This is a genomic window from Dactylosporangium maewongense (assembly GCF_039531485.1).
Classification (GTDB): Bacteria; Actinomycetota; Actinomycetes; order Mycobacteriales; family Micromonosporaceae; genus Dactylosporangium; species Dactylosporangium maewongense.
In genome coordinates, this window is record NZ_BAAAQD010000023.1 from 88,462 (window position 1) to 102,482 (window position 14,021).

The window sequence follows — 14,021 nt, forward strand, 5'->3', positions numbered from 1 at the left end:
TAGCGCAGCCGGAGCACTTCCCCGAGGCCGGTCGTCTAATCCGGCAGCAGCGGCTTCTCCCAGACGGAGACGTGCTGGGCGCTCTCGCTCGCAAAGCGGCATGAGCGTGCACGCACCCATGTGGAGCACGAGCTACCTCATGCCCATCCCGCGAGCGACGTCTTAGGATCTCGGCACGGGTCCGTGCGGCATGGCAATGAGCCATTGTTGAGATTGACGTCCGTGCCGATCCTCGAACCAGGGACTCCACCGTGGCTTGGCATCTTCATTCAAAGAGAGGAAGCGGCGGTTGTGTGATGATTGAATAAGGTATCCGGCGCCGTCGGCCGATTCCTCCAGCCTCCAGCGCTGCCACGGCTCACCATTCGGCTCCCACATGACCGGGTGGACGTCACCCGAGGTCTCGGTCGTGGAATCGAGCGCGAGCCCGTTAGCAGCAGAAACGACGCCCACTTCGCCGGCGACGCCGGTCGGACGAAGGTACCACAACTGGTGTCGGTGAGCGTGCGGTGGCCATGACAATGCCCAACTGCCGTTGTCGACCGCGAACGCGGTGTCGAGGGCAAGGCCGCTTGCACGACCGATGATGAGAAACGGTCCAGCGACTTTCGACTGACGCTTGAATACAGTCCGAATGTCATCTATACCGATGACAATTCCTGGCAAACGAAATTCGACCCTAAACCGGACCATGTCGGCACGCTACCCGCGTGGTCGCTTCCGCAGTCCATCCATGCGGCCAGCGATCATCGACCATACGGTTGAGAGTAGGCGGGTTGGATGCATCGATAGCAAGATCGGTGAACGTAGATCCACATGACCGCCGGTTTGGCCGCTTGGTCATGTGCACTGTCATCGGCACGAGCGCGCACGGGCCCAAGGGGCACGCACGCTCCACCGGGGGTACGGAGCGTCACGAAACTGATGAGCCGCAGCGCGCGACCGGCGGCATGAGCGGACGTCAAGATCGTTCTTGTCCAGCCGCAGTGTCCTTATCCGGTCCGCTTGAAGTCGTAGGCCGCTCGGCGAGCTTGCGTTCCATCGCTCCCCACAGAACTTCGTGATCGTCCACCACGATCATGCTCATGTACTCGCGCAGCAGGACCGAGTACTCGATCACGAACGCCTGCTCTGGCAGCCGCCGGATCCAGGCGCCAAGGCGCGGCAAGCCGAAGTAGTCGTGTGCCGCGGCGGCCTGCTCGATCTCCACGGCCGTACGCTGTTCAACCGCGCTCTCGGTGCCGTACGCAGAAATCGTGGTAAGGAGGTCCACCACCGCCCACAAATGCCGGTCGCCCGCCAGTCCATCCGCTGGCGGCGCCGCCGCGCACACCCTGTTCCACGCAGCACGCGGATCAAGATCCATCCGAAGACTCTTGCACGGCCTCGGCATGCCCGAGGCCCGCGCCCGACCCGCAACCAGACGGGGTTCAACAGCCACGACCAGCTGCATGCTCATCCGTACAAGCGGCGAGTCGTCCTCCCGCTGCGGCGTCAGGATCTCGACCGCCCAGCGTAACGATCACCAAGTCGACCCGCGCCCGCCCTGCGGCAGATCCGGACGCCATGATCGTCGTCAGGGACGATCGTGTGACGAGCTGGAGCTGGCCTCACGCCAACGTCCTCCAACGCTGGTCTACGCCAAGGCAAGCGATCAGCCGGGTCGCGGACACGTTCAGGAAGAGCTGGAAGTGATACGGCGGATCGTGTACGTCGACAGCGCCGATGAGTATGGACTCGTCGCCGCGCGCACGCAGCGACTGCACGGCGTCGGCGAAACCGACCTCCGAGGTACCGCGTCGCTGGACCAGGCGCAGTCGCCGTGCGTAGATGGCGGCAAGCTCTGAGGCTGGCGTGCTGCCTTCCCAGACCTGGATGTTGGCGCCCGCCGCCACTGCATGCCGGCACGCCGCGAACGCCTCACCGTCTTGGTCCAGCAGGCGAGCGAGATGACCGCGGTCCATCGACCCAGCCTACCGAGTCCCATGACCCACTCCGGTCTCCACAATGACCCACCCGACCTGCAGCCAGACTCCATGAGGGCATCGAGCACCGAGTCGTGCTCTACCAGCGGCAGAAGCGCGCATGTGATCTTCGTGTGGACCGCTGTGCTCAGGGCGGCGGTGAGGCAACGACGCGGGATGATGAGACCGTGTTGATCAGCGAGACGAAAACACTGCTGACGTCGATGCTTGACCATGCCGGGGTACGCCCAGGCAAGGCCGCCGACGACGTGCTGACGACGGTCGAGGTCTTCCGGCGATTCGCCGCCGTCCCGGTCGATGACGCCGCGCCGCCCGAGGAGGACGGCGACGGGGTCCTCGCCCAGTTCGGAACGTTCGACTTCGGTGGCGTGCGTGAGTTCTGGGCCGATCTCACCCGGCAGTTCATCGAGGCCGACGACGAGGACGTGCTGTGGCAGCTGCGCTGCACCCTCCACTGGACTCCCAGTGCCGAAACCGAAGCGCTCGGGTCCGGGAGCCTGTGGTCCTTCGGCATGCCTCTCGGCGATTTCTTTGCCGAGGCTCTCGCCCTTCCCGGCTGGGCATGGGCGCTGGCCGGCGTACAGGCCCCTCAACACCTCACGATCGAACTCGATGAGATCTGAATGAACTTTGTCGGCACGAGCGCGTACTGGCCGGTGGGCCGGGCAGACGGGAGCGGCGTGCGGAGCGTGATGATCGATGGGGAGCTGCTGTGCCCGGTCGGCGGCATGACAGCGCGGTGCCGTCCGCTACGCCGACGGTGGCGTGCGGGCGGCCAACGCGCGTTTTAGTCCCCGGCGCATTCGCCTGGATGCACCGGGGAGTCGGCCGAGCGGGCGGATCTCTTCCGATCGCAGCTCGGGTCGCTCGGCGAGCGTCAGGGCCGCGGCGTACGGCCGGACGCCGGCACGTAACAGTTCCGTCACTCGGTCGAGCACCGCAAGCAGCACCGGACGGTCGGCGCCGGCGTGCCGGGCGACGAGCAGGAGTACCGCGTTGGAGTCCCAGTCGGTGTACTTGCCGTCGAGCAGACGCCGTAGATGTGGCGCCGCAGCCCGCGGATGCCGGGCAACGGCAAGCCGAACGAAGGAGTACGGGCTGCCCGCCAGCACAGCCAGCCCGCTGTCGTTCAACCGCGGATCATCGAGGACCCGCAAGTAGTCTGCCGGTGATCGGGCGGCTGGCAGCAGGTCGTCAAGGTCCACCCTCGTATCCTGCCGAACTGCCGACGCGTCCCGACCGGACGCGTCCAAGGTGGGAGATGCACGCTTCTCGGCACGGCCGCACGCCGGCGTCCAGCGCTTCACCACCTTGGTTGGCGAGCAGATCGCGGCATGTGCGTGCACGTGATCAAGCGCCCTGTCCTCGACGAGCAGGAAGGGTCGGAAGTTGCGGATGCTCCCGGCTGAGCTCTCGGATGCCTGTCTAGGCTCGCCGAATGGCCATGCCGCAACGCATCCCGATCGCTCATGAGCCGGATCACCGCACCGACACCATCGGGCGCTACGCGGCTGGCTACTTCTACGCGGCGGTACACGGTGCCAGGCGGGACGTTGACGACCTGGATGAGAGCTTCGCCTGGTACGCCTACGTCCACCGCTTCGACCATGACGGCCGGCACGAGGCATCCACGATTCGCCGGATCGCCGTCAGCCGCTACCTGACCGACCCGGAGGCCGCCAACCGTATCCTCGCCACGCTGCTGGACGAACTCGATGCACCGCGTTTCGACGACATCGCCATCCAGCCCTTTCGCCTCACCTACGACGGTGTCCTGTTCGGCCTGGTCGACGAATCCGACGCCGACCGCGGCGACTGGGCCGAGCTCTACCCCGACAGGCTCGGCTTCACCCAACCATGGGACGGCAGCTACAGCACCTGACGCCGCCGGATCGCGGCGGGTCCGGACACGTGATCACGGTGGTTTGTCGGCGGTCTCGCCCGTGTCATTGTCGGCGATAGGAGCCGCGCATGGGGTGGTCTCGTGACGGGTTGCTGTGATGGGTTGGTGGCGGTCATGATCGCCGTGTGGTTCAAGCGGAGGTCGATGTTGCTCGGCTGCTGTTGCAGGCGCGGGAGGTGTGTGCTGCCGCGCATGCCGAAGGCTGGCTGACGTCGCCGGTGGTGGGGTCTTCGCCGTTGCGGCAGGCGGTTCGGCGGCTGGCCGAGCTGCTCGGCGTGGAGGACAGCCGGCCTGGCGTGCCGACGGTGGACGACTTGGTGTCGTTCGCATGTGCGGTGCCCGACGATGGGTACCGCGCGTCGGTGTTGTCAATGCTTGTGCCGTATGTCGATGAGGCCAAGTTGTCGACGCTGCTGGCCGCTGGTCACGCGATCGACGAGGAGTATCAACGGTGCCGGGTGTTCGTGGCGGTGGCCCCGCGCGCCTCGACCGGGCAGTTGGCTGGCATGGTCGCCGCTGTGCGCGGGTGCGCGCTTTCCCGGGACCGTATGTTCGGGTTGGTGTCGCTGGTGCCGTACCTGGTCGGTGTCGACCGGGCAGCTGCTATCGACGCGGCCCTGGACGCGATCGAGGACAACGGCCAGTTCTATTTCGTGTCCAACAATGTCGGACGGCTCGCACCGTACCTGACCCCGACCGAGCTCGACCGGGCACTCGCCGCCGCGGACCGGGCGGTGGCCGACGAGAAGGATCGGTCGAATCTCCAGACCCGGTTCCCATCGCTGCGACCAACCGCGTGGTGGGCCGAGGCGGTGTCCGCGGCGGCGACCATCAAGGACGGGAACCTCCGCGCGGTGACGTTGCGGGACCTGGCGAAGGAGGCGCCTGGTGAGCACCTCGACGCGGTGGTCACCGCGGCCCACGCCATCCGCAACGGCAGCGCCCGGACCCGCGCGCTTGCCGAGATCGCCCCGCACCTTCCCGAGACCCGACGCCCGGAGGTGATCGACGCCGCGCTCGCCGCGCTGCTCGCCACGCCGGTCCGCGACGAGCTGCGCTACCTCGCGCGGAACGTGCTGCTACCGCTACTCAACCACGACCAGGTCGCCGCGATCATCGACACCGATTCCCGGAAGCGGCACGCGGGCGCCGAGTCGCTGGCTGCGGCAGCTCCGTACGCCGCACCCGAGCACCTCGCTGCCGCCGTCGCTGCCGCGATCGCACCACACAAACTCGGTGACCCGCTGCCCGACCTGCCGTTCGGACTGCGCCACGGGTTTCCACGGATCGTCGAGTACCTGCCGGCCAGCCACCGCAACCTCGCAGCGCTCAGCGCCGTCTCCATACGCGACCAGATCGGTGTCGGTGAACACCTCTGGGCCCAGAATCTGGCGCTGGTCGCCAAATACCTCACACCCGCCCAACTGGACCAGGTGCTGGCCTCGATCGACCCGAACGGCCCACCCGTCGCGGTCAGCAACGCCATCGAGCACCTCGCCGCGCACCTCGACCACGGCCAACTCGACACCGCACTGACCACCATCCTCGCCATCGACGACGAAGAAGGTCGCGGTCTGGCACTGACCGGCATCGCCCCACACCTCACCGAGGACCACATCGGACGGCTGGTCACCGCCGTGCTCGACCTGCACGACCCGCGAGTCCTCGCCGAAACCCTCACCACGGTCCTGCCACACGCACCCGCCGAGCAGCAACCACTTCTCGCACAGACCGTACTGAACGCCGCATCCACCATCGACGACCCCGAAGACCGAGCCGGATGCCTGCTCGCACTGGCCGCGACACAACCCGGCCTCCACCGCGACGCCGCACTGGCCCGCGCCTTCACCGCGATGACCGCTCTGACCGACGCCAACGCCCAGGTGCGCATGTTGGACTGCTTAACCCCGCTCGTCGCTACACCACAGCACGACGCAACGACCATCGGCACGCTCGAACAGCAAGCCCCATGACTCGGCGGACAGCAACGACCCGCACCCGAGCGACAACACGACCGAACCGTTCCCAGACATCGATCCGAGGCGGACGTCGCCAGCACACCCGGCAGCGCCTGTAACTCTCGACAAGAGCGCGCACTTCTCGTCCGTGGTCGCCGACCGGCCAGCCGCCTACCGAGCGTGACGTGGCTAAGGGAGCCGGCGCGGGTGCTCAGCGGCAGATGTGCGCACCTCATGGCGGCCACAGAGAGCACGTGACGAGCCTGCCGTCCTGGCGACGAATACCGCGGACTGGACCGATGGCGCGGGGTGGTTCATCGGGTGGTTACAGTGACGACGGGTCAGGCACAGGCCGGACCTTGCCACGATCTCGTTTGTGCGAAGCAAGCGCCCTGTCTCGGCCTGTCTTGGCCTCGTCGTCGCTGCGTTCGTCGCCGGTGCCGGTGGCTGTACGAATGTCGCCGAGCCGGTCACTGTCGAGCGGTCGGTGTCGCCATCCGCCGCGCCCCCAGCCCGCCCCACGACGCTCAGCGTCGTCGCAGCGGGGGACCTGTTCGTGCCGCCCGACCTGACCGCGCAGGCCGCCGCTGACGCACGCGCGGCCGGCAAGCCTGGCCACGACTTCACACAGATTCTCGCCGCGGTCGCCCCGACCATCCGGTCGGCCTATGTCGCGGTCTGTCATGTGGAACAGCCGCTCGCCCCACCAGAGGGACCGTTCACCGGATATCCGACCTTCAGCGCGCCCCCGCAGCTGGCCGACGCCGCGGCCCACGCCGGCTTCGACACCTGCTCCACCGCCTCGAACCACACACTGGACCACGGCGAGGAAGGCGTACGGCGCACACTGGACAACCTCGACCGGGTCGGACTGCACCACAGCGGATCGGCGCGCTCCGAGGCGGAAGCCGCCACGCCCAACGTCTTCAGCGTACGCGGCGTGAAGGTCGCGCAGCTGGCCTACACGTTCAGCTTCAACGGCATCAAACGGCCGCCGGACAAGCCGTGGGTCGCCAACCCCATCGATGTCCCGAAGATTCTCCAGGAGGCGCACGCGGCCAAACAGGCCGGCGCGGAGATCGTCATCCTGTCCATGCACTGGGGGTGGACCGAATACCAGAACACGCCGGACCCCGACCAGATCAACCAAGCCACGCGGCTGCTCGCCAGCCCTGACGTCGACCTGATCATCGGCATGCACGTCCACGTCGTGCAGCCGCTGGAGAAGATCGGCGACAAGTGGGTCGCGTACGGCTTGGGCAACCTCTTGTGCCGATTCTCCGACGGCGCGCCAGAGAACACCCAGGACTCGGTCGTGCCCCGGTTCACATTCACCGAAGTCACCCCCGGAACCTGGCGGGTCACCGACGTCGCGGTACACCCGATGTTCATGGCATACCACCCGCAGGCCCGCTTGGTCGACGTCGCGGCAGCGGCCAACGGCGCCGCGCCCGGCACTGGCTACGCCCGCGTCCTGCAGCGCATCTCCGGCTACGTGAACATGCGCGGCGCCGCGGCCGCAGGGCTCCGGATGGTGGGCCCGACCGGCCACTGAACCGCGAGACTCCCTCTGCCAGTGCAGTAGGCGGTTAGGCGCACGCATCGAATTCGGCCGACGTGGCCGGGGTCGTGTCGGTGCAACCGCTGCGCCCGCATACACATGCGTAGGGGAACGCCGGGAGGTTCGCTTCGATGTGCCGCTCGTGCGCCACGATCTGACGATGGATGACGGCGTTCTCATGGCGTCGTCGTGACGACAGTTCCCGCCCTGGCCGAAGCCGCGCGAATGACGCCGTGGCCGTGTTGACGGCTTCACGCACCGCTGCCAGTACACGATCCCAATCAACGTCGGTCGGAACCTCGACGACGGCACTCCCGGCATCCAAGGCTGCGGATCGAAGCCGTGCGCCGATCAGCTGGTCACGCTCGACCAAGGCCTCGACCCGAAGGCGGGCCGCGTCTTCCCCTGCTACGAGCCGGTTCAATCTCGCCGTGCGCGTACGCTCGGCGGTGGTGATCAGCCAGATCGAGCCGATGGGTGACCACATTGCCTCCGCTCGCGGGTGGAGTTGCGGCCCCTCGACGAGCGTCGGTACCCCCGGAACCTGTGCCGCTCGGACATCGTCCATCACGGTGGGGAGTCTGAGTGCAGACGTGCGGTCGAACTCGTCCGCCGCGGCCACCGAGCCCAAGGCGAGGACGTCATCGAGTGCCGGCCCGAGGGGGCCGAGGCGTTCCAGGTGGTCGTAGGTGTAGGCGTCCACTGGGTGCAGCGCGAGGTCAAGCTCGCGGGCGACCTGGCGGACCATCGTCGACTTCCCGGATCCCGGTGTGCCACCAACCCAGAACATCGGCGTGCTCGTCACCATGCACGCCATGCTGCCACGCGACCACCAGGCGCCGTCCGCGCATCAGCAAGGACGGGAAGCCACGACCTCGCGGAGCGGTCGCCGTCTGTAGCCCGCAATGGCGGGCCGCCGCGGACCAACCGCGGCTGACTACTTGTTAACTGGCGTTACGACCGCAGCCTGGCCAGGCTTGGTCGAGGTGACCGGTGGGATCGCTCGTTCGGCGGCTGCCCCCAGCGGTTCGGTGTGGCTCCGTCGGCCCAGTGCCGAAGCGCCGGGCAACCGCTCGGCGAGCCGAGCGGTGCTGTGTCAGGACGCCGGGACTTGCGCCGGTCTGCCACGATGCGCCGCATGTCCGAGGAACCGATCTTCGACCGGGACGCGGCGCGCCGCCTTGCCGGCGCCGGGCAGTGGGGCGGCCTGCGCCGGCTCCTGGCCGCCACGGTCGACACCGAGTTCGGGCCGGTGAACGCCCGGTGCCACGCGCACCAGACGCACGGCTCGATCGACGATTACCTCGACGAGGTCGAGCCCGCCCGCCGGCACGCCGCCGAGCTGACCGACGCCGCCGTCTCCGCCGGTCAGCCGGCACCCGCTCTCCACGACGAGATCTGGTTCGGGCTGGTCACCGCGGGTCTGCGCGGCCGACGCTACGGCATCAGCGCCGACCTGCTCGAGCTGGCGGTGACCGAAGGCATCTGGACCTCGCGTCGGGCGCTCACGCAGCTGCACCGTGACGGCCGGCTCGTCCCGGGGCACGGCAGGTCCATCCTTCAGCTGCTCCCGCACGTGCCGGAGGACGACCGCCGGCGGCTGATCGCCTTGGCGTCGGCCAGTACCGCGGCCGCCGAACACGACTACGCCCGGGTCTACGGATGGGTCGACCTGCTGCCGCATCTGACGCCCGAGGAGAGGCCCGCGACGACTGCGAGGATCCTGGACGAGCTCCGCGCCATGGACGAGTTCACGTTCCGGAACATGCTGCCCGTCGCCGCCCCGCACCTGTCGCACGATGAGCTGCGGCAGGCGTTGGCCGCCGCGGCCGATCATCACCCGGGGCTCTGGCGCGCGCTCGTGGCCGAGGTCGCGCCGCTGCTGTCCTGGGAGCAGGTGCTGCAAGCCATGGAGACGCTGCACACGCTGGAGTCCCCGGCATGGCGGGCCGAGGTCTTGGCCGCGTTTGTGCCGCGCCTGCCGGCCGACATGCGCGCCCGGGCCCTCGACGACATCCTGGACGCCGCCGCTGACTGTTACGAGGATTTCCGAGAGCAGCTGCTCGCCGACATCGCCGTGCACCTGTCGGCCGAGCAGCTCGATCGTGCCGCGGTCCTCGCCGCCGACAGCGCGTATCTGGTGTCCCGGGCGCGGATGTTGGCCGTGCTCGTCCCGCACGCGCCGGACCGGTGGCTGCCGCAACTGTTCTCCACCGCTCTGGAAACCGCCGACGAACAGGCGCGGGCGCATCTGCTGGCCGCACTGGTGCCGCGCCTGCCGGATGCTCCACGCCGCAAGGCCCTCGCCTCCGCGTCCGCGCTGGCCGGCCCGTGGGCGCGGGCGCAACTGCTGACAGCGCTCGTACCGCACCTGCCGGACGGCACCCGCGGCATCGTCATCGACCGTGCGCTGGCCGCGGCGGCCGCCGTCGGTGGCCCATGGCGGGGCACGGTGTTGCGGGCCCTGATCCCGTACCTGTCACCCGAGCGCCTCGACTCGTGGCTCGACACCGCGCTCGCCGAGATGGCAGCGAGCCCGGACGCCGTCGACCTTCAGCTGATCGCCGAGCATCTGGCGGACCGGCACTGGCCCTCCGTGTTCACCGCGGTGACAGCCGCCGGACACGACCCGAAGCGGCTGCTGCACGCCTTCGTCCCGCACCTGCCGGACGATCAGCTGGAATCGGCGCTGTCGCTCGCCACGACCATCCTTCGCGGGCACGAGCTGCAAGCGGTGATGACGGCGCTCGCTCCGCGACTGCCGCCCGAGCGTCGCGTCGCGGTGCTGCGCAAGGCCCTCGCCGACGCGACGGTCGTCATCGGCGACGCGAACGAGCGCGCGCCGGTGCTCGCCGCGCTCGTGCCCCACCTGCCGGCGGACCGGCTGCCGGAGGTCCTCGCCGCCGGTGCCGCGCTCAGCGACCCGTCGCACCGGGCGGAGGTGCTGGTCGAGGTAGCCCTGCGCCTGCCCGCCGCGCTGCCGCAGGCCCTCGACGCCGTCTTGGCGGTCAAGTTCCCGGCTCGCCGGGCCGCGCTGCTGACCCTGCTCGCCCCGCACCTGCCCGCCGACCTGCTCCGACGGGCCGGGCCCGCCCCGCTCGCGCCGGCCGGGGACCGGGAGCATGACGTTGCCGTCGCGTTCGAGGAGGCGATCGCCGCCCAGCGCGCGTACGCGCTGCGCGACAACCTGCCGCCGCTGCTGCCGCAACTGTCCGCGGACCAGCTCGAGCGTGCCCACGCCACCGTCCTCGCGCTCGACTCCGCCGCCGATCGGGCAAGGATGCTCACGGCGCTGGTGCCGTGGTTGCCGGTGGACCGGCGCGTTGGCGCGCTCCGGGAGGCCCTCGACGCGGCCGGCGAGATCGTCGACACGCCCTGGCGGATATGCACCCTGGCCGGGTTGGCCCCGCTGCTGCCCGTCGCCGACCGCGATTTGCTCGTCGCCGACGCGCTGGCGTTGACCCTCAGCACCGCCGTCGCCGAACACTCGCGCCCACAGACACTGGTCGCGCTCGGTCCGGTGCTGTCCGAAGCACAGCTCGACCGGGCGATGGCCGCCGCCGTCGCGTTCGACGACGGCAACCGTCGGCGGCAGGCCATGGATGGCCTCGCGTCGCACCTGCCGCCACCGCTCGTCACCCGGTACGCCGGCGTGGCCGCGCGGGACACCTTCACCATGACGGCGATGGCGCGACGGGCCTCGGCGATCGTGACGGCCGAACCGGGCCAGGCGCACGTGGCGCTCGCGGTGCTGCGGGCCGGGCTCGCCGCGTCGGAGCGCCGCATCGCGTACGCGGCCCTCGCCGAGCTCACCGGGTTCGTGGCGGCGGTCACGGACGGCGACCTCGGACCCACTCTCGACGCGGTGCTGCAAACGGCCGCGTGGTGGCGCTGACACGGCCCGAATCCGGGTGAGGCCGCATGATCGTCCCGATACTGCGGTGGCCAACTGCTCAGGCATTGCGTCCATTCGGCTGCGCACCCTCCGCTGACGGCGGCAGCGTTCAGCGGCATCTTCGTGACGTAACTCTGTTCCGCAGCCCTGGCCCCTTCGCCGGGCGGTATCTCCATGCCGCCCGGCTCCACGACGAGCTGGAACCAGATCATGAACAAGCGGGTACGTACTTCATTCATCGAACCGACCGCGGCGACCAACCTCGCCTGGGGCGATGAACTGCCGGCCAGGAGCCGGGTGCATGTCCGCGCCGACGGTGTCCGGGTCATGCTGGGCGGCCCGGGTCGTGCTGTCCGACGTCACCGTGACCGTGTCGGTCGGCTCCCGGCTGGCAATCGTCGGCGAGAACGGGCGCGGCAAGACGACGCTGCTGCACGTCGTGGCAGGCATGACGGTGCCGGATCACGGCGCGGTGCACCGAACGGCACGATCGGGGTGGCCCGGCAGGCACTAGAGTTCGGCCGAGGTGCCACGGTCGGCGCCCTGGTCGCGGGCGCGATGCAGGCGTCGCACCACGCTCTGCGCGCCCTCGACGAGGCCATGGCCGAGGGCCGCGGCGGCGCCAACGCGGCCCCCGCCGTCGTGGCGGCAGTGTCGTCGAAGCGCGCATCACCGCCATGATCGGATGCACTGACATCGGCATGAGTGCGTACCGGATCGTGGCTGATGGAAGGCTTCAATGCCTTGCGCTGGTGTCCGGTGACGTCTGGCGGACGGGGCTGCCGCCCCGATGCGTTGTCGAGCGCTCGGATCGCTGCAGATGGGGATGCCCAACGTCGCCAGTCATGGTGAGCGGGTTCAGCCGTTCGCGGTGGGGCGCCGTCGACGAGATCGGCTGGGCAGCGGTCGCTGCCGCCTCCGCCTCGTCGCTGATCCGAGTCATGCCTGCCCTTGCCCGAGCGTCGAATGGGCAGTTGCTGTCCCTCGAGCCCTCGGCTGCGACGCACGGGCGGGGCGGGCGCGTCCATCGACCGGTTGACCCGCGGACGTCGCGGACCGGTCACGATGGAGATCGTGACCGATGCATATGCCATCGAGGCCAAGGGCCTGCGCAAGACCTACGGCGCCCACAATGCGGTCGACGGGCTTGACCTCACCGTCGAACGGGGCGAGGTGTTCGCCCTGCTCGGGCCGAACGGTGCCGGCAAGACCACGACCGTCGAGATGCTGGAGGGCTTCCGCAAGCGCAGCGGCGGCGAGGTACGTGTTCTCGGCGTCGATCCGCAGCGCCGCCCGCTGGACTGGCGATCCCGGATCGGCATCGTGCTGCAGTCCACCGGCGAGTTCGAGGAGCTCTCGGTGCTGGAGGTCGTGCAGCATTTCGCGAAGTACTACCCGAATGCCGACCGTCCAGATGAGGTGATCGAACGGGTCGGGCTGCAAGGGAAGCGTAAGGACCGGGCCAAGGTGCTTTCCGGGGGGCAGCGCCGCCGGCTCGACGTGGCGCTGGGCATCATCGGCCGGCCGGAGCTGCTGTTCCTCGACGAGCCGACGACCGGCTTCGATCCGCAGGCCCGCCGCGAGTTCTGGGACCTGATCCGGGACCTCGCCGCGGGCGGGACCACGATCCTGCTCACCACGCACTACCTGGACGAGGCGGAGACGCTGGCCGACCGGGTCGGCGTGATCGCCCGCGGACGGCTGATGGCGGTCGCCACGCCGGCGACGCTCGGCGGCCGAGGCAGCGCGGCGGCGAAGGTCCGCTGGACCGCCCCGGACGGCCCGCAGGAGCACGACACCGACACCCCGGCGAAGTTCGTGGCCGACCTGGTCGCCCGGTTCGGCGGCGAGGTGCCGGAGCTGACGGTCACCCGGCCGTCGCTGGAAGACACGTACCTCTCGATGATCCAGGAGACGGCATGACTCTCACGCTGCGTCTCGGGCTGCTGCGCAGCGGCCTGGAACTGCGCCAGTTCTTCCGCGGCCGCGAGTCGGTCATCTTTTCCTTCGCGCTGCCGATCCTGCTGCTGGTCGTGTTCGGCTCGGTCTTCGGCGGCGTCGACGTCGCGCCGGGGGTGACACTGACGCAGTACTTCGTGGCCGGCATGATCGCCGCCGCGCAGCTCACCAACGGCTTCCAGACCCTCGCGATCCAGATTCCGATGGAGCGCGACCGGGGCGTGCTGAAGCGGCTGTACGGTGCGCCGATGCCGGCAGGCTCGTACTTCATCGGCAAGGTCGCGATGGTGTACCTCATCGGTGTGGGCGGCTGCGCCATCATGCTGGCGATCGCGACCGCGTTCTTCCACGTGACGCTGCCGTCGACGGGCAGGCAGTGGTTCACGCTGCTGTGGGTCTCGCTGCTGGGCATCGCCGCCTGCACGCTGTGCGGGATCGCGTTCTCGTCGATTCCGCGGGAGGCCAAGCGGGCGCCGGCCGTGGTCACCCCAGTGGCGCTGGTGCTGGAGTTCATCTCGGGCGTCTTCTTCGTGTTCACCGACCTGCCGGCGTGGATGCAGCAGGTCGCGGCGGTGTTCCCGCTCAAGTGGATGGCGCAGGGCATGCGGTCGGTGTTCCTGCCGGACGCGTTCGCCGCGAACGAGCCGGCCGGGTCTTGGGAACTGGGCCGGGTTGCCATCATGCTGGGGGCGTGGGTGATCGTCGGGCTGGCGCTGTGTCTGCTGACGTTCCGCTGGACCAGCCGGGAGGACAGTTGAAC

13 protein-coding genes are annotated in these 14,021 nt (G+C 69.2%); 8 read left to right on the forward strand and 5 right to left on the reverse strand.

Features of this window, described 5'->3' with window-relative positions:
* Positions 1–162: 162 nt before the first annotated feature.
* The 3 genes from ABD332_RS43360 to ABD332_RS43370 all read right to left on the reverse strand — a co-directional run bounded on the left by ABD332_RS43360 (position 163) and on the right by ABD332_RS43370 (position 1,964).
* Complete coding sequence (locus ABD332_RS43360) at positions 163–693, reverse strand: RICIN domain-containing protein (protein WP_344509938.1); 531 nt, start codon at positions 691–693, stop codon at positions 163–165.
* Between the two features lie 268 nt (positions 694–961).
* Positions 962–1,366: a hypothetical protein gene (locus tag ABD332_RS43365; protein ID WP_344509940.1), complete on the reverse strand. Its 405-nt coding sequence runs from the start codon at positions 1,364–1,366 to the stop codon at positions 962–964.
* Between the two features lie 244 nt (positions 1,367–1,610).
* A complete protein-coding gene (locus tag ABD332_RS43370) occupies positions 1,611–1,964 on the reverse strand; it encodes a hypothetical protein (RefSeq protein WP_344509942.1) in 354 nt (117 codons plus the stop codon).
* Between the two features lie 188 nt (positions 1,965–2,152).
* Here ABD332_RS43370 and ABD332_RS43375 point away from each other — a divergent pair, with 188 nt between their 5' ends.
* Positions 2,153–2,608 (forward strand): hypothetical protein, encoded by a 456-nt coding sequence (locus ABD332_RS43375; RefSeq protein WP_344509944.1) that lies wholly within the window; start codon positions 2,153–2,155, stop codon positions 2,606–2,608.
* 126 nt (positions 2,609–2,734) lie between these two features.
* Here the strand turns inward: ABD332_RS43375 and ABD332_RS43380 are convergent, their stop codons facing one another.
* Positions 2,735–3,190, reverse strand: coding sequence for a hypothetical protein (locus ABD332_RS43380; RefSeq protein ID WP_344509946.1), 456 nt, complete (start codon positions 3,188–3,190; stop codon positions 2,735–2,737).
* 233 nt (positions 3,191–3,423) lie between these two features.
* On the opposite strand from ABD332_RS43380, the gene ABD332_RS43385 reads away from it, so the two are divergent.
* The 3 genes from ABD332_RS43385 (at position 3,424) to ABD332_RS43395 (ending at position 7,401) form a co-directional block, all read left to right on the forward strand.
* Positions 3,424–3,867, forward strand: a complete 444-nt coding sequence (locus ABD332_RS43385) for a hypothetical protein (protein WP_344509948.1) — start codon at positions 3,424–3,426, stop codon at positions 3,865–3,867.
* Positions 3,868–4,259: 392 nt separating this feature from the next.
* A complete protein-coding gene (locus ABD332_RS43390) occupies positions 4,260–5,861 on the forward strand; it encodes a hypothetical protein (RefSeq protein WP_344509950.1) in 1,602 nt (533 codons plus the stop codon).
* A 361-nt stretch (positions 5,862–6,222) separates the two neighbouring features.
* Positions 6,223–7,401 (forward strand): CapA family protein, encoded by a 1,179-nt coding sequence (locus ABD332_RS43395; RefSeq protein WP_344509952.1) that lies wholly within the window; start codon positions 6,223–6,225, stop codon positions 7,399–7,401.
* Between the two features lie 34 nt (positions 7,402–7,435).
* Here the strand turns inward: ABD332_RS43395 and ABD332_RS43400 are convergent, their stop codons facing one another.
* Complete coding sequence (locus ABD332_RS43400) at positions 7,436–8,215, reverse strand: hypothetical protein (RefSeq protein ID WP_344509954.1); 780 nt, start codon at positions 8,213–8,215, stop codon at positions 7,436–7,438.
* Between the two features lie 330 nt (positions 8,216–8,545).
* Here ABD332_RS43400 and ABD332_RS43405 point away from each other — a divergent pair, with 330 nt between their 5' ends.
* The 4 genes from ABD332_RS43405 (at position 8,546) to ABD332_RS43420 (ending at position 14,019) form a co-directional block, all read left to right on the forward strand.
* On the forward strand, positions 8,546–11,302 hold the full coding sequence (locus tag ABD332_RS43405) for a hypothetical protein (RefSeq protein ID WP_344509956.1): 2,757 nt from the start codon (positions 8,546–8,548) through the stop codon (positions 11,300–11,302).
* Between the two features lie 301 nt (positions 11,303–11,603).
* A complete protein-coding gene (locus ABD332_RS43410) occupies positions 11,604–11,816 on the forward strand; it encodes an ATP-binding cassette domain-containing protein (protein WP_344509957.1) in 213 nt (70 codons plus the stop codon).
* Between the two features lie 551 nt (positions 11,817–12,367).
* A complete protein-coding gene (locus ABD332_RS43415; RefSeq protein ID WP_425552383.1) occupies positions 12,368–13,225 on the forward strand; it encodes an ABC transporter ATP-binding protein in 858 nt (285 codons plus the stop codon).
* A complete protein-coding gene (locus tag ABD332_RS43420; protein WP_344509960.1) occupies positions 13,222–14,019 on the forward strand; it encodes an ABC transporter permease in 798 nt (265 codons plus the stop codon). Before ABD332_RS43415 ends, ABD332_RS43420 begins: the two co-directional genes overlap by 4 nt.
* The last annotated feature ends 2 nt before the right edge of the window (positions 14,020–14,021 follow it).